This window comes from Actinoplanes sp. NBC_00393 (genome assembly GCF_036053395.1).
Lineage (GTDB): Bacteria > Actinomycetota > Actinomycetes > Mycobacteriales > Micromonosporaceae > Actinoplanes.
Window position 1 is genome coordinate 5,476,650 of sequence record NZ_CP107942.1, and the last position, 24,249, is coordinate 5,500,898.

The 24,249-nt window shown below is 71.4% G+C and carries 21 protein-coding genes; 9 read left to right on the plus strand and 12 right to left on the minus strand.

The features are described 5' to 3' along the window. Window positions 1–45: 45 nt before the first annotated feature. From OHA21_RS25580 to OHA21_RS25595, 4 genes are read right to left on the minus strand one after another with little or no spacing between them, the layout of a single operon-like run. The gene (locus OHA21_RS25580) at window positions 46–1,113 is read right to left on the minus strand and encodes a hypothetical protein (RefSeq protein WP_328477857.1); all 1,068 of its coding nucleotides are present in this window, start codon (window positions 1,111–1,113) and stop codon (window positions 46–48) included. Then, window positions 1,103–1,762, minus strand: coding sequence for a sugar transferase (locus tag OHA21_RS25585; RefSeq protein WP_328477859.1), 660 nt, complete (start codon window positions 1,760–1,762; stop codon window positions 1,103–1,105). The genes OHA21_RS25580 and OHA21_RS25585 overlap by 11 nt, the downstream gene beginning before the upstream one ends. Window positions 1,763–1,774: 12 nt before the next feature. Next, window positions 1,775–3,031 (minus strand): nucleotide sugar dehydrogenase, encoded by a 1,257-nt coding sequence (locus tag OHA21_RS25590; protein WP_328477861.1) that lies wholly within the window; start codon window positions 3,029–3,031, stop codon window positions 1,775–1,777. 17 nt (window positions 3,032–3,048) lie between these two features. Then, on the minus strand, window positions 3,049–5,010 hold the full coding sequence (locus tag OHA21_RS25595; RefSeq protein WP_328477863.1) for a polysaccharide biosynthesis protein: 1,962 nt from the start codon (window positions 5,008–5,010) through the stop codon (window positions 3,049–3,051). A gap of 431 nt (window positions 5,011–5,441) precedes the next feature. On the opposite strand from OHA21_RS25595, the gene OHA21_RS25600 reads away from it, so the two are divergent. Further along, window positions 5,442–6,632: a glycosyltransferase gene (locus tag OHA21_RS25600; RefSeq protein ID WP_328477865.1), complete on the plus strand. Its 1,191-nt coding sequence runs from the start codon at window positions 5,442–5,444 to the stop codon at window positions 6,630–6,632. On the opposite strand, the gene OHA21_RS25605 is transcribed toward OHA21_RS25600, so the two are convergent. From OHA21_RS25605 to OHA21_RS25615, 3 genes are all read right to left on the minus strand, one after another. Continuing rightward, window positions 6,547–7,128 (minus strand): VanZ family protein, encoded by a 582-nt coding sequence (locus OHA21_RS25605; protein WP_328477867.1) that lies wholly within the window; start codon window positions 7,126–7,128, stop codon window positions 6,547–6,549. The genes OHA21_RS25600 and OHA21_RS25605 overlap by 86 nt on opposite strands. Before the next feature lie 47 nt (window positions 7,129–7,175). Continuing rightward, window positions 7,176–7,781, minus strand: a complete 606-nt coding sequence (locus tag OHA21_RS25610; protein WP_328477869.1) for a response regulator transcription factor — start codon at window positions 7,779–7,781, stop codon at window positions 7,176–7,178. A gap of 444 nt (window positions 7,782–8,225) precedes the next feature. Further along, on the minus strand, window positions 8,226–9,194 hold the full coding sequence (locus tag OHA21_RS25615; protein WP_328477871.1) for an AraC family transcriptional regulator: 969 nt from the start codon (window positions 9,192–9,194) through the stop codon (window positions 8,226–8,228). Between the two features lie 117 nt (window positions 9,195–9,311). Between OHA21_RS25615 and OHA21_RS25620 the strand changes: the two genes are divergently transcribed. Together OHA21_RS25620 and OHA21_RS25625 are read left to right on the plus strand one after the other, a co-directional pair. After that, complete coding sequence (locus OHA21_RS25620) at window positions 9,312–10,121, plus strand: SDR family oxidoreductase (RefSeq protein WP_328477873.1); 810 nt, start codon at window positions 9,312–9,314, stop codon at window positions 10,119–10,121. Next, window positions 10,118–10,357: a DUF4345 family protein gene (locus OHA21_RS25625; protein ID WP_328477875.1), complete on the plus strand. Its 240-nt coding sequence runs from the start codon at window positions 10,118–10,120 to the stop codon at window positions 10,355–10,357. The genes OHA21_RS25620 and OHA21_RS25625 overlap by 4 nt, the downstream gene beginning before the upstream one ends. 62 nt (window positions 10,358–10,419) lie before the next feature. On the opposite strand, the gene OHA21_RS25630 is transcribed toward OHA21_RS25625, so the two are convergent. Then, complete coding sequence (locus OHA21_RS25630) at window positions 10,420–12,495, minus strand: M14 family zinc carboxypeptidase (protein ID WP_328477877.1); 2,076 nt, start codon at window positions 12,493–12,495, stop codon at window positions 10,420–10,422. Between the two features lie 160 nt (window positions 12,496–12,655). Here OHA21_RS25630 and OHA21_RS25635 point away from each other — a divergent pair, with 160 nt between their 5' ends. From OHA21_RS25635 to OHA21_RS25645, 3 genes are read left to right on the plus strand one after another with little or no spacing between them, the layout of a single operon-like run. Then, window positions 12,656–14,008, plus strand: coding sequence for a hypothetical protein (locus OHA21_RS25635; protein ID WP_328477879.1), 1,353 nt, complete (start codon window positions 12,656–12,658; stop codon window positions 14,006–14,008). A gap of 41 nt (window positions 14,009–14,049) precedes the next feature. Continuing rightward, window positions 14,050–15,237: an AAA family ATPase gene (locus OHA21_RS25640; RefSeq protein ID WP_328478533.1), complete on the plus strand. Its 1,188-nt coding sequence runs from the start codon at window positions 14,050–14,052 to the stop codon at window positions 15,235–15,237. Next, a complete protein-coding gene (locus OHA21_RS25645; protein WP_328477881.1) occupies window positions 15,234–16,436 on the plus strand; it encodes a vWA domain-containing protein in 1,203 nt (400 codons plus the stop codon). Before OHA21_RS25640 ends, OHA21_RS25645 begins: the two co-directional genes overlap by 4 nt. Here the strand turns inward: OHA21_RS25645 and OHA21_RS25650 are convergent. Then, complete coding sequence (locus tag OHA21_RS25650) at window positions 16,423–17,061, minus strand: phosphotransferase (protein WP_328477883.1); 639 nt, start codon at window positions 17,059–17,061, stop codon at window positions 16,423–16,425. The two genes, OHA21_RS25645 and OHA21_RS25650, sit on opposite strands and share 14 nt — an antisense overlap. Before the next feature lie 64 nt (window positions 17,062–17,125). On the opposite strand from OHA21_RS25650, the gene OHA21_RS25655 reads away from it, so the two are divergent. Beyond that, complete coding sequence (locus tag OHA21_RS25655) at window positions 17,126–17,614, plus strand: PadR family transcriptional regulator (RefSeq protein ID WP_328477885.1); 489 nt, start codon at window positions 17,126–17,128, stop codon at window positions 17,612–17,614. A 2-nt stretch (window positions 17,615–17,616) separates the two neighbouring features. Further along, entirely contained in the window at window positions 17,617–18,303 is a 687-nt protein-coding gene (locus tag OHA21_RS25660) for a hypothetical protein (protein ID WP_328477887.1), read from the plus strand. Between the two features lie 95 nt (window positions 18,304–18,398). Here the strand turns inward: OHA21_RS25660 and OHA21_RS25665 are convergent, their stop codons facing one another. Together OHA21_RS25665 and OHA21_RS25670 are read right to left on the minus strand one after the other, a co-directional pair. Next, the gene (locus OHA21_RS25665; RefSeq protein ID WP_328477889.1) at window positions 18,399–19,976 is read right to left on the minus strand and encodes a DHA2 family efflux MFS transporter permease subunit; all 1,578 of its coding nucleotides are present in this window, start codon (window positions 19,974–19,976) and stop codon (window positions 18,399–18,401) included. A 145-nt stretch (window positions 19,977–20,121) separates the two neighbouring features. Then, the gene (locus tag OHA21_RS25670; RefSeq protein WP_328477891.1) at window positions 20,122–20,745 is read right to left on the minus strand and encodes a CPBP family intramembrane glutamic endopeptidase; all 624 of its coding nucleotides are present in this window, start codon (window positions 20,743–20,745) and stop codon (window positions 20,122–20,124) included. Between the two features lie 208 nt (window positions 20,746–20,953). On the opposite strand from OHA21_RS25670, the gene OHA21_RS25675 reads away from it, so the two are divergent. Beyond that, window positions 20,954–22,813: an elongation factor G gene (locus OHA21_RS25675; RefSeq protein ID WP_328477893.1), complete on the plus strand. Its 1,860-nt coding sequence runs from the start codon at window positions 20,954–20,956 to the stop codon at window positions 22,811–22,813. 419 nt (window positions 22,814–23,232) lie between these two features. On the opposite strand, the gene OHA21_RS25680 is transcribed toward OHA21_RS25675, so the two are convergent. Continuing rightward, window positions 23,233–24,216, minus strand: coding sequence for a helix-turn-helix domain-containing protein (locus OHA21_RS25680; protein WP_328477895.1), 984 nt, complete (start codon window positions 24,214–24,216; stop codon window positions 23,233–23,235). Window positions 24,217–24,249: the final 33 nt, after the last annotated feature.

A 24,249-nucleotide genomic window follows, 5' to 3' on the forward strand; every position in this document is an offset into this window, starting at 1 on the left:
CCGATCACGCCCCGATGATATGACGTGAGATGAATCCACGCGACCCTATGCGACGGGCGATGGCACGAACGCGCTCATCACCTCGGCGATCCGCCGCACGCCACCGGGCCCGCACCGATGATCGACCGGCAGGGTCAGCAGCCGCGTGCCCAGGTCGAAGGCCTCCTCATCACCGCTCCACAGTCGATCACGGTCCTGCCGCCAGTGCACCGGCGCGTAAATTCCGTGCCGCGCGAGATGCGCGAGCAGCGCGTCACGCACGCTTTCCGACGCGCATTCCACCTGCACACGGAACGGCCCACCCCCCGAGACACGCCACGCAGATGTACGCGGTGACAGCGCATCCACCACGGAAGAGGCATGGCGCGCGCTCGCCGTACGCAATCCGGTGATGTCCAACAGCGGCAACGTCGCGACCGTGACCGCGCTGGCCGGCGCCGTGCTGCCGAGAAGTTCGTGCTCGCCCTGCTGTTGCAGGGCGCGGAAGCGTTCCTTGGGGATCGGCCGCCCGTCCAGCCAGGCCGCTTTGAGCAGCATCGCGGCGAGTTTGAGCGAAGCCCCCGCGCTCTCCGGCCCACCCGGCCGGGGCAGGTCGAGGCCGCGCGGCGACCAGAGCAGGCCACCGTCCGGCAGTGGCAGGGTCTTGCGGAGGGAGGCGACCGCGTACGCCGCTGTGCTGGCACATGCCCACTCGCTGAACGGGTCGTGCGAGTGGTCCTCGATCACCGTGATCCCCGGATGCGCCCGCATCCACGCGTCCCACGGCGCCCGCGAGTCCCGGCCGAACAGGTTCTGCGCGAGGACGACGTCGCCGTCCGCCACCCGCAGCGTCGCGAAGTGCGGCCCGCGCCCGTCCGGCAGGTGGCGGTAGAAGGCGATCGGCGCCTGCGCGGCGAGGGCCTCGGCGACGCCCATGCAGAAGTACGACGGGACGTGCAGCCGGCCGGCCGGTGCGAGCAGCCGCAACAGGTCGCTGAGCGCGCCGCAGCCGGTGGCGTAGAGCTCGTGCCGGGCCGGCAGCCATCCGGGCAGGCCGCCCCGCTCGGCGCTGAGCAGGGCGGCCGGGTCCCAGTGGAACTCCGACCCGATCTCGCGGGGCGGTTCAGGCGGCACGGCTGACGTCCTCCGGGACCGGCTGGGGTGCGTGCTGCGCACGCTGGATGTTGAGCACGTCGACGTGCACCGGCGGTTCGCCGCGCTGCAGGGTGAGGGCGGTCCGCCAGAGGATCTTGAGGTCGAGTGCGGGTGACCAGTTGTCGACGTACCAGCGGTCGAGGATGAAGCGCTGCGGCCAGTCGATGTCGTCGCGGCCGTTGACCTGCGCCCAGCCGGTGATGCCCGGCTTGACCTCGAGCCGCCGGGCGTCCTCCGCGGAGTAGACGGCGACCTGCGGCAGCACGTCCGGCCGGGGCCCGACCAGGTTCATCTGCCCGGCCAGCACGTTGATCAGCTGGGGCAGCTCGTCGAGACTGGTACGCCGCAGGAAGCGCCCGCACCGGGTGATCCGCGGATCGTTCTCGACCAGCCCGAACGGGTCGTCGATGCCGAGCTGGGCACTGAGCGCGACCGAGTTGTGCACCATCGACCGGAACTTGAGCATCCGGAACGGCTTGCCGTCCTTGCCGGCCCGGTCCTGCACGAACAGGACGCCCTTGCCGTCGGCGATCCGGATCCAGGCCGCGATCCCCGCTATCACCGGAGCGAGCAGGAGCAGGAACACGGCGGCGACCAGTCGATTGAGGCCGTTCCAGAACAGGCGCACGAGTTGTCCCCTCTACAGTGACTCGACGGTTGGCCCGGTGAGGCGGTGGCGGGTGTCCAGCACGTACGGGGCGTGCTCGACGACGAGGTCGAGGTCGAACTCGTCGTGGTCGGCGAGCAGGATCACCGCGTCCGCGGCGGCGGCCTGTTCGGCGGTCAGGGCGACCCGGGTGACCCGGCTGTCGACGTGGGCGTCCTCGACGACGTGCGGGTCGGCTGCGCGTACCTCGGCGCCCATGTCCAGCAGGAGCGCGGCGACCCGCCGGGCCGGGGATTCGCGGGCGTCGCCGCTGTTCTTCTTGTAGGCCAGGCCGAGCAGCAGGATCGTGGACCCGTTGACCGCCTTGCGCCGCTGGTTGAGCGCGGCGACCAGGCGGCGGATCACGTAGTCGGGCATGTGGTTGTTGATGTCGTTGGCGAGCTCGACGAAGCGGAAACTCTGGCCGAGGGTGCGCTGGACCCGCCAGGACAGATACGACGGGTCGATCGGCAGGCAGTGGCCGCCGACGCCGGGACCGGGCACGAACCGCATGTATCCGAACGGCTTGGAACTGGCCGCGCCGATCGCCTCCCAGACGTCGATGCCGAGGTCGTGGGCGTACACCGCCAGTTCGTTGACCAGGGCGATGTTGACGTGCCGGAACGTGTTCTCGAGCAGCTTGGCCAGCTCGGCGACCTTGGGGTCGGAGACCGGCACGGTCTGCTCGACGACCGAGGCGTAGAAGGCCTGCACCTTCTCCAGCGAGGTCTCGTTGATGCCGGAGACCACCTTGGGCGTGGTGACCAGGTTCCACTCGCGGTTGCCCGGGTCGATCCGTTCCGGGCTGTAGCCGAGGTGGAAGTCGACCCCGGCGATCAGGCCGGAGCCCTCCTCGAGCAGCGGCGCGACCAGCTCGGTCGTGGTGCCCGGGTAGGTGGTCGACTCGAGCGCCACGGTGGCGCCCGGCCGCAGGTAGCGGGCCAGGGTACGGGCGGAGTCCTCGATGTAGCGCAGGTCCGGGGTGCCGTCGCGCAACGGCGTGGGCACCGCGATCACCGCGACGTCGAAGCCGGCGCACGCGCGCGGATCGGACGAGGGCTGGAAGTTGCCGGTGGCGAGGATCGTTTGCAGCTCCTCGGAGGAGATGTCGTCGACGTAGGACTCCCCGGCGGCGAGCCTTTTGATCCGCTCGTCGTCGACGTCGAAGCCGACGACGGTGTGACCGACCTGGGCGGCGCGGACCGCGAGCGGCAGCCCGACGTATCCCTGACCGGCTATGACGACCCGCATTGACGTGTTCTCCCTGGTCATTGGTGCCGCCCGGGTGGCAGGGCGGCTTCCGGGTGACGCGGCCGGTTGCCGGCCGCGCGGTGCCATTCGGTGTGGATCGGCCCGCCCGGGGTCTGCTTCTCCCGGCCGGTGGGCAGGGCGGGCGACTCGGCGAGCCAGCGCAGGACGGCGATCAGGTCCTCGCGGGGTGCGGCCGCGTCGAGCAGCGAGAGCACGGCCCCGTCCAGCGGCGGCACCGGCGCCTGCGAGATCAGCGGGTGGTGCGGCCGGTGGTCCGGCTCGTTCGGCCCGAGCAGGATCTCGGCGAGCTTCTCGCCCGGCCGCAGTCCGGTGTAGACGATCTGGATGTGCTGGTCGGCGGCGTCGGCGATGCGCCGGGCCACGTCGGCGATCCGGACCGGCTCGCCCATGTCCAGGACCAGCACCTCGCCCTTGCTCTCCAGCGCGCCGGCCTGGATGACCAGCCGGACCGCCTCCTGCACGGTCATGAAGTACCGGGTGACCTCGGGGTCGGTGACGGTGATCGGGCCGCCGGCCTCGACCTGGGCGGCGAACGCGGTGAGCACGGAACCGCGGCTGCCGAGGACGTTGCCGAACCGGACGCTGCTGTAGTGCCCGGAGGCGGTCGCGTCGGCCGCGGCGGTGAGGCGCTCGGTGATCCGCTTGGAGTAGCCGAGGACGCTGCACGGGTCGGCGGCCTTGTCGGTGGAGATGTTCACCAGGCGGTCGACGTTGTGCCGCAGGGCGGTCTGCAGGATCTGGTACGTACCGATGATGTTGGTCTTGAGAGCTTCGGAGGGGTGCATCTCGAGCAGCGGAAGGTGCTTGAGGGCGGCGGCGTGGAAGACCACGTGCGGCTTGTGCTCGGCGAAGACCTCGTCGAGGCGCTCCTGATCGCGGATGTCGGCGACGACCAGGTTGCGGTCGTCGAGCATGCCGCGGCCGTCGAGGGACAGCTGCACGGCGTGCAGACCGGACTCGTCGCGGTCCAGCATGATCAGCTTGGCCGGGTTGAACCGGGCGAGCTGGCGGCACAGCTCCGAGCCGATCGAGCCGCCGGCGCCGGTGACCAGCACCCGGCGCCCGGCCAGGTAGCCGGCGACCGCGGCCAGGTCGATGGTGATCTCGCGGCGGCCGAGCAGGTCCTCGTGGCTGACCGGGCGGATGTCCTCGACCCGGACGGTACGCCCGAAGAGCTCGACCACCGGCGGGACGACCTTGAGGTCCACGTTCAGCGGCTGGGCCAGGTCGGTGAGCTTGCGGATCAGGTCGGCGCTCGCGCTGGGGATGGCGATCACCACGGCCTCGGCACTGAACCGGCGGACCACTTCACTCATCGCGTACCTGTTGCCGGCGACCGGGACGCCCATCACGTGCAGGGCGCGCTTGGCCGGGTCGTCGTCGAGCAGGGCGACCGGCACGTACCGGCTGGACGGGCTGCGCAGCATCGCCCGGATGACCTGGGTGGCGCCCTCGCCGGCGCCCATCACCACGACCCGGATGCCGTCCTCGGGCGAGGGCCGCAGCCGGCTGTCCTGCAGGAGCCGGACGGCGTAGCGGACGCCGGCAGCGAGGACCAGCATGATCAGGCCGGCGCCGATGATCGCCGAGCGGGGCACGAGCCGGCCCAGCACGGTGTCCAGGACGAAGACCACCGGTACGGTGACCGCGACGGTCTTGGCCAGGGCGGCGATCTCCTCGAAGCAGCCGTACGACCAGCGGCCGGTGTAGAGGCCGAAGCGGATTCCGGCGGCGGTCTGCACGACCGCGGCGACAGCGGCCAGCACCGCGAGGTCGGCGACGTGCACCTCGCCGATGTGACCGTCGTGCCGCAGCATCGTGGCGAACAGCAGCGCGACGGCCAGCGCGAGAGCGTCGGTGCCGGCGCGGGCGGCCCGGCCGGGCAGAACGGTGCGGGCCCACGAGGCCGGATTGGCGTCGGCCGCGGTGTCACCGGGCCATGTTCGCCCTGACTGCATGGATTCCCCCTCGTACGTTGCCGGCACCACCGGCCGCGGATCCTTCGCTCAGCAAGGAAAAGCAAGTGGCCGGAATTGCATTCCGGTCAACCGGAAATGCCCGCCGCCACTCGCTGAAGCAACGCCTTTCGCCCTATCGCAAAAATCAGGGTTCCAGGCAGGGAGGGGGGTTTACAGTAGCAATTGTCACGGCCTACATGAGAAGTCCTCACGTTCCCTGATTGGCCCAGAACACGCCCTTGATCGGCATTCCCGGCGAATACTTTCAGACGCCCATGCCCGGCCATTCGGCGGAGGATGTCATATGGAGAGTGAGAAGCTCTCACCTTAGGCATGACATCTGCGACTTCCGTTATCGAGCACTTTAAGGCAGCGTTTCTCAGCGCGGGTGTCGCAAGCGTTCTGTCTGAAATGCGACCGGGGGATACGAGATGCGGGTGCTGCACGTCATCAGCACGCTGGGACCGGGTGGGGCCGGGCACCAGCTGCGGTTGCTGGTGCGCCGGCTGCCGCACGAGAGCGAGGTCGTCACGCTGGGGCCACCGGCCGCCGTGCTGGACATGGAGGGCACGCGGGTGCACCACCTGCACACGCGGGGCGACCACGACCCGGCGGCGGTCACCCGGTTGCGCCGCCTGATGCGGTCCGGCCGCTACGACGTCGTGCACACCCACCTCTACCGGGCCTGCGTCCAGGGCCGGATCGCGGCCCGGCTGGCCGGTGTGCCGCACGTGGTGGCGACCGAGCACCACCTGGGCGCCGAGTCGATCGAGGGCCGCCGGATCTCCCGCGGCGTGCGCGCTCTCTACCTGGCCGGCGAGCGGTTCGGCCAGGTCACCATCGCGGCCTCGCCGGCCATCGCGGGACGGCTGCGGTCCTGGGGTGTGCCGGACACCCGGATCACGGTCATCCCCAAGGCGATCGACGCCCGGGAGTACCGGTTCGATGCCGGGTTGCGCGACGCCGCCCGCGGCCGGCTGGGCATCGCGCCCGGCGTGCCGGTGATCGGCGGGGTCGGCCGGCTGGAGCCGGACAAGCGGTTCGACCTGCTGGTCCGCGCGCTCGCTGAGGTGCCGGAGGCCACCCTGGTGCTGGTCGGCGACGGGTCGGCCCGCTCGACGCTGGAGCGGCTCGCGGACATCGAGGGGGTGGCCGACCGGGTCCGGTTCGTCGGGGCGGTCGAGCACGTGCGCGAGATGCTCTGCGCGATGGACGTCTTCGCGTCACCCGGCCAGGAGACCTTCGGGCTGGCGACGCTGGAGGCGATCGCGGCCGGGTTGCCGGCGCTGTACGCGTCCTGCGGGCCGCTCGAGGAGCGGGTGGCCGCGCGCACCCCGGTGCGGGGCACGCACCGGCTGTCGCGCGATCGGGAGTCGCTGCCCCGGGCGCTGCGCGCCGAGCTGCTCTGCCTGGCCGAGCGCGGCGGCGAGCGGCTGTCCGCACGATCGACCGGGATCCGGTACGACGCCGACCACCTGGCCGCCTCGGTCGGGCGACTCTACGAGCGGATCGCCGACCGCCCCGGCCGGCGCCGGGTCATCGCACCGTTACTGGCGTATCGCGGCCGCTTCGGTCGAAAGAACAGCTTTCAACTACCCGGCGGAAATATGCGAAACGCATGAGCCGGCGGAACCCGAGATAACCCAGGTAAGCGCCGAGCGTGTTCGACATCAGATCGTTCACGTCGGCCCAGCGGTTCCCGTGCAGGGTGAGCACCAGAATGGCCTGGGTCAGCTCGATCCCGAGGCTCATCAGAAAGCCGGTCAGCACCACCCGGCGCCGCTCCCGAACCCCGAAGACGACGTACAGCAGGGCGGCCAGCGGCAGGGTCATGACGGTGTTCAGCACGAAGTCGAGCGGCCGCATGCCGAGCACCGGTTCGAGGATCAACCGGTACGGCTCGAAGTCTCCGGCGGCGGTGCCCCACTCCAGGCGCATCGGCAGCATGGTGGCGCCGAAGATCGCCACCGCGTACCACCCGGCGAACCAGGCCACGCTCAGCCGGCGAGCGGTCAGCTGACCGCGCCGGTGCAGCAGGACGGCCGAGACGATCATCAGAACCAGGCCCGCAGGCACCAGGATCGGCAGCGCCGGCACGGTGAGCTGATGGTGTGACATCGGTCCTTAAGGTACGCCGCCGAACTGGGAACGCCTTTGCGAACCGCTCAGCGCAGCCAGCCCTGTTTACGGGCGATCCGGATCGCGTCGAGGCGATTGCGGGCGCCGGTCTTGCTGATGATCGCGGACAGGTAGTTGCGGACCGTCCCGCCGGACAGGTACAGCCGGCCGGCGATCTCCTTCACCGACTCCCCCTCGGCGGCCAGCCCGAGCACCTCCAGCTCACGCGTGCTGAGCCCACGGTCGGTGTTGAGCGAGGCGGCCTGCAGCATCGGCGAGACGACCCGCTCGCCGCGGGCGAGGCGGCGCACCGCGTCCGCCAGCATCGGCGGAGAGGAGTCCTTGACCAGGAAGTTGAGCCCGCCGTTCCACCGGCGGGGCGGGAGCATGCCGCGTTTCGACGGGTCGCACAGCAGCAGCATCGAGCAGGACGGGATGGCGGTGTGCAACTCGTCGGCGATCGGCAGGACCTGACTCACCATGTACTGCGTGTCGATCACCACGACGGTCGGCCAGAGCTGCGCCGCGCGCTGGGCCAGGTCGCCGCCGATCGGGAGGGTGTCGACGTAGTGCATGTCCGGTTCGGTCTCGAGGAACGCGCGCACGGGGACACCGAAGTACCCCTCGTCTCTCACCACCACGACCCGGATCATCACACCACCCTCGTCGATGGACGCCTGCCGCGATGCCTGCACGCCGCCCTGTCAGGAACGCTGGATGCACTTACCTTTCTATCGCCCCGTGTCCATTCGGGGGACGCCGGGTCGACAGATCCGCCATTGATCCGGAAGAACGGGAGTCCGCCCAGCTCAATACCGATCCGTGCCATCGGGGATCACTGCGTGCCCCGTACTTAACGTAACGGTCGGAGGCACACTTCGCACATAGCCATAGCCGATCGACTGACTGAGGTTTACCGGATCTACGAATCCGGGCCCGGAAATTCCCGGTACATCGATCAGATACGCCCTGGTAACTTTACCCAAATATGGCTTTATCCGGACTAAGCGGACAGCAAAGTGATCCTTATTCGTCATGGCGATCACCTGAAAGTGATATTGGAACGGCGACCGCAACCGGACCGTTATTTACGCTATTCATGATCCATTTTCCGCGGCGTCCGACCGAAAAGGATTACCCGCCTCCCGTACCCGCCCGGGCGGCACGCCGAACGTCCGCTTGAACGCCCGGCAGAAGGCCGCCTCGGACAGGTAGCCGTACCGGCGGGCCACCGCGGACAGCGGCTCGTCGCTCTCCCGCAGGTGCGCGTGGGCCAGGCGCATCCGCCACTGCGACACGTACTGCATGGCCGGCTCCCCCACCAGATCGGTGAACCGGGCCGCGAAGGCGGACCGGGACATCCCCGCCTCCCGGGCCAGTGTGACGACACTCCACTCGCGGCCCGGCGACCGGTGCACCGCCGCCAGCGCGCGGCCCACCTGGTCGTCGCGCAACGCTGCCAGCCAGCCCTGCCGGGCCTCCGGCGCGGCGCCGAGCCAGGCCCGGATCGCCTGGATCACCAGGATGTCGGCGAGGCGGGTCAGCACGGTCTCGCCGCCCGGCCGCAGGGTCTGTGCCTCCCGGGCGATCAGCTGCAGCGAGCTGTGCAGCCAGCCGGCGTCGGGCTCCTCCCAGGAGTCCAGGTGCAGCACCGCGGGCAGTTGCGCGACGAGGCGGTCGCCGGCCGCGTGGTCGAAGCGCAGCACGCCGTAGGTGACCTGGGTCCGGGATCCGCCACCGCCGTACGTCAGCAACTCGTACCGCTCGCTGACCGGTTCGACGGGCAGGTCGAACAGCGGCGCGACCGGAACGCCGGGAGCACTGCGGAACCGGTGCGGAGTGCCGTGCGGGAGCAGCGTGAGGGTGCCGGCCGCCAGATGCCGGGGCGGCTCGCCGTCGATCTCCAGCTCGCAGCCGCCGGCGGTGACCACCACCAGGGCCAGCTCGCCGGGCAGCGCGGGCACGGCGATGCCCCACGGCGCGGTGAGCTCGGCACGGCAGTAGAGCGTGCCGGTGAGCCGGAGCAGATGCAGAGCCTCGCCGAGCGGATCGGTTGCGACGACCATGTCGTCATCGTCCAGCATCGTGGACGATCTGCAAAGAGATACGGACGTTGAATGATTGTTCGTCCTGCGACTGGCTTCGAGACTGGTTTCCGATAATCACATCTCGAAGGAGTCCCGATGACAGTCCTCGTTCTCGGCGCCACCGGCAAGACCGGGCGCCGCGTCGTCAGCCGCCTCGCCGACGCCGGTGTGGCGTACCGCGCGGTGGGGCGCCGGAGCACCCCGCCGTTCTCGTGGGAGGACCCGGCCGGATGGCCCGCGGTGCTGGCGGGCGCGCGTTCGGCGTACATCGTGCATCCCGAACTGGCCGCGACCGGCGCGCCTGCCGTGATCGAAGCCTTCGTGACGGCGGCGAAGGCCGCCGGAGTCGAGCGGCTGGTGCTGCTCTCCGGGCGTGGTGAGGCCGGCGCCCGCAGCAGCGAGGAGGTCGTGGAGACCTCCGGGCTGAACCACACGGTGGTCCGGGCGAGCTGGTTCGCGCAGAACTTCACCGAGGGCCTGCTGCAACCGGCGGTCGCGGCCGGGATGATCGCGCTGCCCGCCGGAGACGTCACCGAGCCGTTCGTCGACGCGGACGACATCGCCGACGTGGTGGTGGCCGCGCTCACCGAGGACCGGCACGCCGGGCGCCTCTACGACGTGACCGGGCCGCGGTTGATGACCTTCGCCGAGGCCGCCGCCGCGATCAGCGAGGCGGCCGGCACGCCGGTCGGCTACGCGGCGATCGATCCGGAGACCTTCCGGGCCGCGCTGCTGCCGGCGGTCGGGCCGGAGCAGGCGGACATGCTCACCCAGCTCTGCGTGGAGGTCTTCGACGGGCGCAACGAGAAGATCGGGTACGGCGTGCAGGAGGCGCTCGGACGGGAGCCCCGGGACTTTGCCGGGTTCTGCCGGGCCGCTGCCGCCACCGGCGTGTGGGCACGATGACCCGGGCCACCGGCGGCGGACTGATCGGCGCCGGTGCGCTGATCCTCACCGGGGCGTTCTCGGCCCGGTTCACCACGGCGGCCGCGATCGCCGGGACGGTGGTGTACCTGGGCTTCGGCCTGGGCCGGCTGGTCAGCACGGCGGTCGACGGGTCACCCGGCAGCTCGCTGATCCTGGCGGCGGTGGTCGAGCTCGGCCTGGGCGCTGCCTGCGCGGTGCCACTGCTGCGCCGCTGAGCCGGCCGGATGCCGTTGATGATAAAGCGGGGTGCCGGGGCTGTCCGGCACCCCGCTTGCGGTCATCGCAGGTCGGTACCGCCCTCCTTGGCGATCCGGGCCAGTTCCATCAGGCCGCTCGCGTACTCCTGGGACTCGGCGTGCGCCTCGTCGAACGGCGGCTGGAAACCGACGCCCTCCCACTGCTGGGTGGCCTCGTTCCAGCGATCGTTGCCGACCTCGAAGTTCCAGGCGGTGATGCCCAGGTCGTAGTAGAGGTGGTCGGCCGAGTTGCCGGCCGCCGAGTAGAGCACGTCGGCGACCGGGCCGGTGTACGCCGGCCAGGTGACCGTGCCCCGCTCGGTGCTGATCGCGCCGACGATGCGACGGGCGCTGTCCAGGAAGAACTTCGACTCGTCGATCGACGGCCGGGGCAGCGTGATCCGCCCGGGCACCTTGTAGGCGCCCGGCGACCACATGAAGTAGCCGCCGTAGCTGTGCACGTTCATCGAGAACTTGATGTTGGAATGAGCCGACGCGAGCGCGATCACGTTGCGGCTCTCGTTCTCGGAGAGCTCGGCGGTGCCCGCGTACGTGCCGGACAGGCAGTTCGGGCTGCCGCCGACGTAACCGTCGAAGTAGGAGCCGACCGCGTAGTTGCGGTTCACGTCGACGCCCCACGAGTTGCGGTTGACCGGATCCCGGGCCGCGCCGGTGCAGTGGTTGACCAGGTTCTTGCGCTGGAAGTTGAAGTCGTTGAACGAGTAGTTCGCGCCGTCCGGGTTCACCATCGGGATGATGAACACGTCGGTGCCGTCGACCAGCGACTTCGTGGCCGGATCGGTCGCGTAGTTGGCCAGCAGCCGCTCCGCGAACTCCAGCGTCACCAGCGGCGTCGCCCACTCCCGCGCGTGCTCCTGCGAGTAGGCGAGCACACCCGGCTTCGAGCCGTCGCGCACCGAGCCGATCCGCAGCGCCTGCACGGTCCACGGCTTCTTCGGCACCTCGGCGCCGGCCAGGCCGTCGTCCAGGCGGGCCGGCCCGGCGACCGGCATGATCAGGCCCGCCGAGCCCTGCTCGACGAAGGCCCGGAAGCGCTGCGGGTAACGGGCCGCGATGAACGCGGCCACCTGGTCGGTCGTGCTGATCACCGCGCCTGCGGCATCGGTGGCCAACCGCACGGTCAAGACCCGGTCCCGGTACGTGGCGGACAGCGGACGGTTCGCAGCGGCGGGATTCACCGTACGCACCTGGACGCCGTTCATGCCCTGGTCGCCGAACTTCACCGACTCCACGACGATGGCCGCGGTGGCCGGATCACCGACGTACGCGACGGCCGTACGCCGATAGCCCTGGGTCTTGTTCGGCAGGTTGATGACATCGACGAGCTTGGGGTACTGCCGGGCCAGCCGCTTGATCCGTGCGGCGATGTCGGTCGGCGTCATGTACGCGTCGATGAAGTCCTTCTGATACCCGCTCGGCGTCTGCGGCGGGGTGCTGCCGGGCCAGGCCGACGGGGCGATCGCCCGGGACTGGCCGCCGAGGCTGGACGTGGCCCGGACCGAGACCGGCTTGCCGGGAAGCGGCTGCGGCAGCGCGTAGTGGTACTGGTATTCGTCCGCGTCCTCGAAGCGGACCAGCGGATACGTCCCGGTGGCGCCGTCCGCGGTGGTCCACGTGACGGTGATCTCCACGTCCGGGTCGTCGGTCGCCGTGGTGGCGACCTGGGTTTGCAGGAACGTGCGCCCGTTGCTGGTCCACCAGTACGCCTGAAGGAACTGCAACGTGTCGGCGGCCATGGTCCGCGCGGCGGCGCGGCTGCGGGCCGCGGTGGACTCCTGCTGGATGAGCTGGACCGGCTTCGCCCCTTCCGCGGTGAGCGCGGCGAGTTCCCGGTCGTCGACCACCACATCGGCGAGGACGGCGCCCTGGGTGAGCCGTGGACGGGCCGCCACGTCGGCGCCCCGGGCGAGCAGGCGGTCGAAGGCCGCCTCGTTCGGGAGCTGGAATCGGATCAGGGCCCGTTCCCCGGCGGTCAGCGCGATCGGCGCTGCGGCCTCGCCCTGAGCGGTGGCGGGCGTGGCGAACGGGACGGTGAGCAGTGCGGCGGTCAGGACTGCGGTGGTGACGGTGGCCGACCAGCGGCGTCCGGACGACATCGAACCTCCTGCGGCGTCGAAGGATGTTGCCTCCCACCGCAATCCAAAGATCCGAATCTGTCAATGTTACTGGCCAAGATCTTGCGTCCGGCGGTACTCTGCCCGCGATGACTACCTCCTCGTACGGAATGGGGGTCTCGTTCGCCGAAGGTGAGTGCTGATGCGCTCCGCGAACGACACCCGGCTTCTGACCTGGCAGCGCGTGCGGGAGTACGCCGTGCCGCCCTCGATGATCGAAACCGCCACAGTCCGGCGCCTGGCCGGCGATTGGGCGGGTGCATGCGCTGCGGCACGCGTCGACGTCGACCTGCATCTGCGCGATGTCGCGCGTACCCATGGCAGTGGGACCTCGGCCCGGCTCCGGGCCGACCTGCGCCACCTCGCTCCCGACCTGCTGCGCTGGCATTTCCCCCGGGTCGCGCCGGACGGACTGCTGCGGCCCGGCCTGACGGTGGCCCTGGCCCGCTACGGCCCGCCCGGCTCGGCGCCGCTGCACCTGGTCGCGCGGACCGCGCCGGCCTGGGCGGACGCCGGGCAGCGGATCAGCCTGGCCCTGTGGAGCCGGGCGGACGGTCCGCGGGGCGGACATCCGCACGCCCGGCCGGGACGGCGGTTCCGCTTCGACCTGCACCGCCACCTGTGGGACGCCCGCCGGGCCGGTGAGCTGTGGCAACGCACCCGCCCGGACTTGTGGGACGCCCGCCGGGCCGGTGAGCTGTGGCAACGCACCCGCCCGGACCTGTGGGACGCCGCCCGGCCGGGGTATGCCGTGCACCGGTGGGCCGAGGAGGCACGGTTGCTCCTCGACGCCGACGGGGCCGCCGGGGCGGTGCTCATCCGGCTCGACGACGGCCGTCGCGTGCTGTTCGATCCCGGCGACACCAACGCCGGATACGCCGATGCGCGCTCAGCCGCCGGCCGGCCGCTGCTGCCGGACGTGGCCACGCACGTGCCACCCGATCTGGAACTGCTGCGGGCCGGGCTGGTCGAGGCCGAACGGCTGCATCCGCTGGTCGCGGCCGCCCTGGCGCCCGGCATCCGGCCTACCACAGGTCGCCCCGCGCGCCGAGGTGGCCCGATCGAGCGGACCGTCCACTGTGCCGGAGCACGGCATCGGATCGCGCTGCGGGACGGGACCCTCGTCCCGCTCGACCACGATCCCGCCGACCTGGAACGCGAGGCGTGGCTGGTTGCGCTCGGCGGCCCGCCGATGCCCTGCCTCCAGGCGATCGACCAGGTCATCCGGCACCCGGAGTCTCTCGACGACGTGCGGGCCCGGCTGGACCACGGTGACTTCGCCGGAGCATTGACCCTGGTCGAGGACCTGCTCGGCTCCTCGGCGACGCTTCGCGGCGGCGCGCTGCAGGACGAGCTGGAGACGGCCGCGCTCCGGCGGGTCACGCACGGCATGTTCCGTGCGGGGATGACCGGCTTCTGCCCGCCCCGCCACCCGGACGAGGTCGCCCGGCGGCACAGGAGCCGGACCCGCCCGCGTCACGCGAAGCACTGCTGACCCGCCCCTTCACGAACCCCCAAAGGTGATCTCACTTGACCATGCCTTCGTGCGCCCGGAATCTCGATGTTGCCGCTGAACTGCTCGCCCTGCTCGGTGCCACCGGCACCGAGCCGAGGCCCGATGTCCAACTGGAGGCGCTCACCCTGGCGGTCAGCGCGGACCTGCCCGTGCTGCTCTGGGGCGAGCCGGGGATCGGCAAGACCTCCGCCCTGAACCAGCTCGCCGACGCCCTCGGCCTGCCACTCACCACGGTGATCGCGAGCGTGCACGAACCGTCCGACTTCGCCGGGCTGCCGGTGGTCGGGGACGACCCCGCCGTCCAGGGTGTGCCGATGGCGCCTCCGGACTGGGCGGTGCGCTTGGCGCGTACCGGTAAGGGGTTGTTGTTTCTCGACGAGCTCTCCACCGCACCGCCGGCGGTGCAGGCGGCGCTGTTGCGAGTGGTTCTGGAACGTCGCGTCGGTGCGCTGCGGCTGCCACCCGGCATCCGGATCGTGGCCGCGGCGAACCCGCGGGCGTCGGCCGCGGACGGGTGGGAGCTGAGTGCGCCGCTGGCGAACCGGTTCGTGCACCTGCAGTGGGCCTACGACCATGACGTGGTGGTTCGTGGTCTGGGTGGCACCTGGCCGCGGGCGACCCTGCCGCAGCTCGACCCCGCGGAGCTGCCGGCCGCGGTGGATCTGGCCCGGCGCGCGGTGTGCGGGCTGCTGAGCGCCCGGCCCGCGCTGGTGCACAAGTTGCCGAACACCGAGACCCGGCGCGGTGGTCCGTGGCCGTCGCCGCGCAGCTGGGAGATGACGTTGCGGTTGCTGGCGTTCGCGACGGCGGCCGGCGCCTCCCGGGACGCGCTTTCGTTGCTCGTACGCGGCACGGTCGGCGACGGCCCCGGCCTGGAACTGCTGGCCGCGATGGACCGGCTGGACCTGCCGGACCCGGAACAGCTGCTGGCCGACCCGGCGTCCGCAGTCCTGCCCGAGCGGGGCGACCTGCGGCAGGCCGTACTCGACGGCGTGGTCGAGGCGGTCCGCAAGCAACCGGAGCGGTCCCGATGGGACGCGGCGTGGGCGCTGCTGGTGCGCGCGCTGGACACCGGGGCACCGGATCTCGTCGTGGTGCCCGCGACCACCCTGGCCCGGCTGCGCCAGGACGACTGGGAGGTGCCGGCGGCGATCGGCCGGCTCGGGGTCGCGGTCACGCTGTCCCAGCGCGCGGAGGCCGGCCGATGAAATGGGAGAAGCTGTACGCGGCCCGGCTCTACGCGGTCCGAGCGCGGCCGTATCTGGCGACGGCGTTGTTCGCGTTGCATCCGGTGGAGTCGGCCTCGGTGCCGACGATGGCGGTCGACCGGCACTGGCGCTGCTACATCTCCCCGCGGTTCGTGGAGCGGATGCCGCTGCCGGACCTCGCCGGGGTGTGGGTGCACGAGGTGTCGCATCTGCTGCGCGACCATCACGGGCGCGGCGACCGCTACGCGGCGCGTACCGGGCGCGACGACGCCGGTGAACGGTTGCGGATGAACATCGCGGCCGACTGCGAGATCAACGACGATGTGTACGGCGAAGGACTGCCCTGGCCTGCCGACGCCGTCAAACCGGCATCGCTGGGACTCCAGAACGACCTGCTCATGGAGGACTACCTGGACCGGATCCGGCTCGGCGGGCACACCCAGCAGTGGGCCTGGCTGGACTGCGGCAGCGGGTCGGACGGCCTGGGCCGCGGCTGGGATCTCGGGCCGGACGGGGCGCACGGGCTGACCGCCGCGGAACGGGACGCGGTCCGCTACCGGGTGGCGCAGGGCATCCACGGGGCACCGGGACAGGTGCCGGCCCGCTGGAAACGGTGGGCGGACGAGGTGTTCCATCCGCCGCAGCCGTGGCGGGACCTGTTGGGGGCGGCGCTCCGGTCCGCTGTCTCGGGTGCGGGCGCCGGGGACGACTACAGCTACGCCCGGCCGGCCCGCCGGTCGTCGAGCCTGCCCGGCGTGGTCCTACCGAGCCTGCGCCGGCGGCCGCCACGGGTGAGCGTGGTGATCGACACCTCCGGCTCGGTCAGCGACGCCGAACTGGGCAGCGCCCTGCTGGAGGTGGCCGCGATCGGCCGGGCGGTGGGTGGCCGGTCCGGCGCGGTGAGCGTGATCTCCTGCGACTCGGCGGCTCACGTCGCGGTCCCGGTGTGCCGGGCGCAGGGAGTTCCGCTGGTCGGCGGCGGTGGCACGGATCTGCGGGAGGGTTTCGCCCGGTCACTGCGGAGCACGCCGCGCCCGGACGTGATCGTGGCGCTGACCGACGGGCAGACACCGTGGCCGGAGGCGGCGCCCCCGTGCCGTGCGGTGGTCGGGCTCTTCCGCCGGCCGGTCGTCCACCGGAAGACCGGCTACCTGGCGCAGCGGCCGCCGGACTGGGCGCGGGTGGTCACGATCGGCTGACCCGGTTCAGGTATGCGGCGGCCTCCTGCAGGTCGGCGAGTTCGACGCCGAGCTGGCGGCAGCGCAGGTCCAGGGCGCGGTCCAGGATCGACAGTGGGTCGCCGCCGGCCAGCCGCAGGAAGGCGGTCAGCACCGGGCCGATCATGGGGTACGCCTGCTCGGTGGCGGCCTGGGCCAGGATCAGCGCGGAGAGGGCCACGTCGAGATCCGGTGGGCCCTCGGTGGCGTTGCGCCAGTCGATGACCACCGGGCCGCGGGCGGTCAGCATGATGTTCTCCGGGTGCAGGTCCAGGTGCAGGATCCGGTCGCCGGGGTGGCGGCCCGCGCGAGGGGGCACGTCGTGCAGCTGCCGGTGCAGGCCGGCCAGGATGCCGGCGATCTCGACCACCTCGAGCCGGCCGGCCAGGGCGGCGGTGGCCAGGGTGGGGCCGTGGAGGTGCTCCAGGATCAGGTCGGGGCCGCGTACCTCGTACACCGCGGGCACCGGGAAATCGAAGCGCGCGACGTAGGCCATGGTCTCCGCCTCGGGGGCTGCGTCGCCGCCGTGGCGATAGCGGCGCAGCACGCGGCCCTCGCTGTGGGCGTAGACGTCGGCCTCCCGGCCTGAACCCAGGAGCACGGTCATATCCATGATCCTAGTTGTGGGCCGGGTATATCGCGACGCCTAATAGGTGGGTATTATGCGAGGCATGATAGAGGCGGACGACGCTGAGCGGCACACCCAGCTGCTGCGCGGGGCGCTGGACATGTGCCTGCTGGCGCTGCTCTCCGGCGAGCCGGCGCACGGATATGAGCTGGTGCGGCGGGTGGAGGCGGCGGGGTTCGGCGCGGTCAGCTACGGGACGGTCTATCCGTTGCTGACCCGCATGCGCCGGCTCGGCCTGGTCGCTGACGAGCAGCAGGTCAGCCCGGCGGGGCCGCCGCGCAAGGTTTATGCGCTGACCTCGGCCGGCCGCACTCGGCTGGACGCTTGGCAGAGGCAGTGGACCCGGTTCGCCGACAGGGTGGGCGCGGTCCTGGCTGCCTCGTCGCCCGCCACCGAGGCCACTTCCAGGGCCACTTCCAGGGCCGCTTCCGGGGCCGCTTTTAGTCCCGCGGCCGAGCCCGCTTCCGGCCCCGCCACCTCCGAGCCCGCCGCATCCGAGCCCGCCGCATCCGATTTCGCACCGAGGAGTTGACCGTGGACACCATCGAGAGCGTGCTGAGCAGCGCCGACCGCGCCTGGCGCGCCTACGGTGTGGGTTCGGCCGACCGGGCCGCGCTTGCCGCCGATCTGCGGGCCGACCTGGAGGCGGCGGCCGCCGAGGGCGCCGGCCCGGAGCAGCTCATCGGCCCGGACGTCGCCGGTTTCGCCCGGCGGCTGGCCGACGAGGCCGGGGTCACGCGCAGCGCCGCGGAGTTCCAGCGGCTGTTCGGCACGGCGCTGGTCGGCGGTGCCCTCGGGGCGGTCGCCGGTTACGCGGTCTACGCGGCGCTGTACCCGTTCTTCGTCCGGGTCATGGACATCCCGCAAACGATCGACGTGCCGGTCCAGGTGGCGGTCGGCGTCTACTACGGAGTGCCGGCCGCCCTGGTGATCGTGGGCGCGGTGCTCACGGTCCGGCTGCGGCTGCGCGATCTGGCCCGGATCGAGCGCACGGCGTGGACGATCGCCTGGCTGTGGGCGGTGACCGGGCTGCTGATCACCCCGGTGGTGATGGGCTTCGCATGGACGACCGACTACAGCCTGGACACGGTCGTGGTGTTCACCGAGGTCGCGATCGTCGTGGCGGCGCTGGCCGGAGCGACTTACCTGGCCCGGCGCTGGGCACTGCGGGAGCGACCGACCACAGCGGCGAGGACACCGCAGCGAACCAGCCCGGCCTGACGCCGGACAGCGCAGACCCAGCCCGGCCGAAGGCCGGACAGCGACGGAGCCGGGATCCACGGGGGATCCCGGCTCCGTCGCCGCGAACAAGCGGGTCAGTGCAGGATGACCGGCGCCGCCTTCGAGCCGTCGTCGTCCAGCAGGTGCGACTTCTCCTTCTTCCGCGGCAGGAAGAACGCCGGGATCAGGGTGAGCAGCACCAGCACGAAGCCGACCATGAAGGTGCTGGCGAACGAGTCGGCCGCGAACTGCAGGCCGCGCTCCAGGATGCTCGGGTCGGGGACCGTCTGGGCGATCGCCGGGTCCTGGACCGCGCCGATGGCCAGGCCGGCCTCGGTGACCGGCGCGCCGGTCTGCGGGTTGGTCACGCCGGGGATCACCGGCGAGTCGTTGAGCTGGTCGGTCAGGATGACCGACATGATCGCCGTGCCGACCGAGCCGGCGATCTGCTGCAGGATGTTCAGCAGGGTGGAGCCGCGCGCCACCTCGTGGTTGGTGAGCGTACGCAGCGCCGAGGTCATGATCGGCATCATGGTGCCGCCCATGCCCAGGCCCATCACGAACAGCGAGCCGCAGAGCAGCAGGTACGACGTGTCGGTGCCCACCTGGGTGAAGGTGAAGAACCCGGCCGCGATGAGCAGCAGCGCGAACGGCACGGTCCGGCCGACCGGGATCTTGTCGGCCAGGATGCCGGCGATCGGCATGGTGACCATGGCGCCGATGCCCTGCGGGGCCATCAGCAGACCGGCGTCAAGCGTCGACTCACCGCGGATCTGCAGGAAGTAGCTCGGGAAGAGCAGGCCGGCGCCCATGAACGCGACGGTGAACACCGCGAGGGTGACCGTCGCGACGGTCAGGTTGCGGTTGCGCAGCAGCCGAAGGTCGAGCAGCGGGTGCTGGGGCTTGAACGAGTAGAAGACGAACCCGATCACCAGCAGGCCACCCACGAGCATCGGCAGCCACACCTTGGTGGCGCTCATGGTGCCCTCCTCCGGAAGGGAGGAGACGCCGAACAGGAACAGGGCCAGACCCGGCGAGAGCATCAGCATGCCGATGAAGTCGAACGACTCGGACGGCTCCGGCGTGTCCTTCGGCAGCACGACCCACGCGTAGATCAGCGCGCCGATGCCGATCGGCAGGTTGATCAGGAAGATCCAGTGCCAGCTGGCCACGTCGATCAGCCAGCCGCCGAGGATCGGGCCACCGATCGGGCCGAGCAGCATCGGGATGCCGAGCACGGCCATCAGCCGGCCGATCCGGTCCGGACCGGCGGCCCGGGTCATGATCGTCATACCCAGCGGCATCAGCATGCCGCCGCCCAGGCCCTGGAGCACCCGGTAGGCGATGAGCTGGCCGATGCTGTCGGCGGTGGCACAGAGCACCGAGCCGAGGGTGAACAGGACGAGCGCCGCCATGTAGAGACGTTTCGTCCCGAACCGGTCGGCCGCCCAACCGGTCAGCGGGATCACCGTGGCGAGCGCCAGAGTGTAGGCGGTCATCGTCCATGCGACTTCCGCATACGTCGCGTTGAACTCGGTCTGGAACGTGGGCAGCGCGACGCTGACCACCGTCACGTCGAGAATCGACATGATCGCACCGAGGACCACAACCCCGGCGATCTTGAGAACGGCGGCGTCGAGCTTGGCCGGTGCCGCCTCTGGTTGACTGCTCACAGCGATACTCCTGAGAAGGGCTGGGCGGGAAACGCCAAGCGGCCGCGCACGGTCGGTGCGCGGCGTGAAGATCGCATACGGACGGCATGCCCCCCGTGATGCACGCCGTGAGCCTAACCACGCATCTCCAGCTCCACCTCCCCTTTTATGGGGTCGGCCCGGCGCCTCGCCGCTGCTCACGCGGAGCGCCCGGAACCGCGGTGGCGGCGAGAACTCCCAGGCCATTGGCTGCCCAGTGCACCGCGATGGGTGCCAGCAGGCCCCCGCTGAGGTGTCGCAGCTCACCCAGCGCAACCCCGGCCAGCGTGGTGAACGCCACTGTTCCGAGGTTTTCTCGGGTACCCGAATCGGGTGAGAGATGCCAGAGACCGAAGATCACCGCGGTTGTGCCGGTGGCCCAGAGCGGGCCGTGGTCGCGGGCGATCAGGGTCCAGAGCACCCCGCGGAAGGCCACCTCCTCGAAGGTCACGGTGGCCAGGGGGACAGCGACCAGAGCGGTGTACGCCGGCCGCCGGAACTCGGCGGCGGCCAGTGCCCCGCGGGCGGGTGGGATCACGACGGCGAGGCCGTATCCCACCGCGACAGCGATGACGCCGGCCAGCGCGTACTCCCAGCCGGCGAAAGTCAGACCGGGAGCGACCCCGGTGAGCAGGACCAGCAACGCCGCGGCCGCCGGCCCGGTGACGGGCTGTGCCCAGGCCGGGCCGGCGTAGTTCCAGATCCGGACCAGCACGAGAAAACCGATCGACAGGGCGATCATGCCCGGCATAGCTTGTCCCCCATCACCGCGGCCAGGAGGGAGACACCGCCGTGCGTTACCGCATCGCCGTCGTCATCCCGGTGTCGCGTTTCGAGCTGATCCTCGTGTCTGGTGTGCCCGGCTCCGGCTGCGCCACCGGAGCTGGACGAGCCTGACCTCATCAGCGGGGTCGGGTGGGCGCCGTCCGCCGACCGATCATCTCGAAAGTCAGAAAGAAATGCGCATCCGCAATCTCGGCATCCTCGCCCACGTCGACGCCGGCAAGACCACCCTCACCGAACGGATCCTGTTCACCACCGGCGCCACCTACAAGACCGGCCGGGTGGACGACGGGAACACCGTCACCGACTTCGATCCGCAGGAGCGCGACCGTGGCATCACGATCTTCGCGGCAGCGGTCAGCTGCGACTGGAACGATCACCGGCTGAACCTGATCGACACGCCGGGGCACGTCGACTTCTCCGACGAGGTGGAGCGCTCGCTGCGCGTCCTCGACGGGGCGGTCGCGGTCTTCGACGGTGTCGCCGGGGTGGAGCCGCAGTCCGAGGCGGTCTGGCGCAAGGCGGACCGGTACGGCGTACCGCGGATCGCCTTCGTCAACAAGCTCGACCGGGCCGGCGCGGACCTGGACGCCGCGGTCGCCTCGATCCGGGAGAAACTCGAGGTCACGCCGCTGGTGGTGCAGGTGCCGGTGGGCCGGGAGGGCGACTTCTCCGGTGTGATCGACCTGGTCGACCAGCCTCCGCCGTCAGCTGCACGGGCGCGGCAGCAGCTGGAAGAGGCCGTGGCCGAGCTGCACGCCGGCGCACTCGAGGAATTAGGCGACATGTCTGATTCAACGCTCAAGTCGGCGCTCCGCGATCTCACTCGATCCGGCCAGGCCGTCATCGTGCTCTGCGGCTCGGCCTACCGGGACATCGGGGTGGAACAGCTGCTGAACGCGGTGGTCGACTACCTCCCCGGCCCGTCCGGCGATCCGGACAGAGACCTCGCCGCCCTGGTGTTCAAACGCCGGGAACGACTCACCTACCTGCGCGTCTACGACGGCACGATCACGAAGGGAGACACCGTGTGGGACGCGGGCGCCGGGCGTACCGAACGCATCGCCCGCATCCTGCGGGTGCAGGCCGACCGGCACGCTGACATCGACCGTGCGGTGGCCGGCGACATCGTCGCGGTCGCCGGCGTGAAGGCCGCCAGGGCCGGCGCCACCCTCTCCACCAAGCAGCACCCGGTGTTGCTGGAGGCGCCGCAGGCGGCCGAGCCGCTGGTCTCGGTCGCCGTCGAGGCGCGCACCCGCGCCGATGCGCAGCGCCTGCCGGGCGCGCTGGCCGCGCTGGTCGAGGAGGATCCCTCCTTGACCGTACGCACGGACGCCGAAACCGGTCAGGTACTGCTCTCCGGTCTGGGCGAACTGCACCTGGAGGTGGCCGTGGAGAAGCTGCGCCAGGCCACCGGTCTGGCCGTGACGACCGGGGCGCCGCAGGTGGCGTTCCGGGAGACGGTCGTGGCCGGCGTGACGGGTGTGGTCTACCGGCACGTCAAACAGGACGGTGGCGCGGGCCAGTTCGCGCACGTCGTCCTGGACGTCGAGCCGCTCGACGGCACCGGCTTCGCATTCGCCTCGACGGTGACCGGCGGCCGGGTGCCGGCCGAGTACGTCCGGGCGGTCGAGGCCGGCTGCCGGGAGGCGCTGGCGGACGGTCCGCTCGGCGGTCACCCGGTGGTCGGGCTGCGGGTCACGCTGACCGACGGCCAGACGCACGTGAAGGACTCGTCGGAGATGGCGTTCCGCGCGGCCGGCCGGTTCGGTCTGCGGGCCGCGCTGCGCGCAGCCACGCTCGAGCTGCTCGAGCCGGTAGCCGAGGTCACGGTGAGCGCCCCCACGGACGCGCTCGGCGCGGTCCTCGGCGATCTGGCCGCACGGCGCGGCCAGGTGACCGATTCGGGGGTACGCGCAGTCACGGCCATAGTCCCGCTGGCCGAACTGTTCGGGTACGCAACACGGCTGCGCAGCCGCACCCACGGCCGGGGCACGTTCACCAGCCGCCCCGCCGGCTACCGCCCCGCAGCCTGACGCCCTTCGGGCCCGGCACTGTTCGCAGTGCCGGGCCCACCCGTCACGGACGCGTGGACAACAGCGCCGCGATCACGAAGGCGATGCCGAGGGCGGCGAGAAGCACTCCCCCAGTCGAGGCGTAGTAGCTGCGCTGCCGCACCTTGTAGAACTCGCCGATCGCCGCGACCTGCGAGGCTGATGATCGCGCGGCGCAGACCGGCGACCGTGTCCACCCCGCAGGGCAGGTAGAGATCCGACTCGGTCTCCACCGTCCGGTTGGCGGAGTCCCGCAGCCGGTCGGCGAGCCCACTCCAATGCTCCCTGGCGAGGTTCAGCGGCGTGTCCGCGGCCTCAGCGCCCGGCGTCCACGCCGGCCAGATGACGTCTCTGGTCTCCGCGCGGGTGAGGTCGGACCGGTGCGGCCGGCAGGAGACTGTTCAATCCGATCGGTCGAGAGCTGCGGGGAGGCCGCGCAGGCGGTTGGCGGCGAGGTGGGCCAGGCCGGTGAGCAGGCCGAGGTCGGCGAGGTCCAGGTAGGCGCGGCGGGCTTCCGGGGAGAGGCGGAGGTACGCGTCGGCGTACACGCGCTCGACGGAGAGGTCGCCGGCCGTCAGCACGGACAGCCGGCGGTTCTCGTCGGCCAGCCGGGCCGCCAGGTCGGGCATGGTCCAGCCGGGGCGGGTGGCGAGGCGGTTCCCGGCGACGCGCAATGCCAGCGGCAGGTGCTCGCAGTAGGCGGCGACCGCCCGGGTGGCCGGGTCGCGCGGGTCGGCGCCGGTGATGGTGGCCAGCAGGCGGACCGCGTCCTCGAGCGGGAACGGCCGCAGCCGCAGCCGCTGCACCGGGCCCAGCCGGCGCAGCGGCCACCGGCTGGTGATCATGATTGCCCGGTCGCCCCAGGGCAACGGCGGCAGCGCCTCGTCGGGCAGGTCGTCGAGGATCAGTAAGCGGCCCGCATCGCCGATGCGGAGGAGCCGGTCCCGGACGTCGGCGCGGCCGTCCACAAAGCACACCGCGCCGTCGAACCGGCCGGCGGCGTGCACCGCGAGCGCCGTCTTGCCGACGCCGGGTGGGCCGTGCACGACCGTCACCGTGCCGGGACGGCAGGCGTCCGCCAGCAGGGCGAGCTCGTCGTGCCGGCCGGTGAAGTCACGCAGGTCGCGGGGTAGCGCGCCGGCGCCGCTGGTGAGGTCGCGGGAGGCGCGGACGGCGTGGGCGAGCCGGGACCGCTGGGCGGCGTCGAGGTTGAGGGCGGCGGCGAGCGCGTCGAGCGTACGGTGCTGGGGCGCCGCGCTGTGCCCGCGTTCCATGTCGCTGATCGCGCGGACGCTGACGCCGGACGCGCCGGCGAGTTCATGCTGGGTCATCCGGGCGGCCTGCCGGTGGGTGCGGAGCAGCGTGGCGAAGAGTGGTGCGGTCACGACCACCAGCCTCGGAGAGCGTCACGGATCACC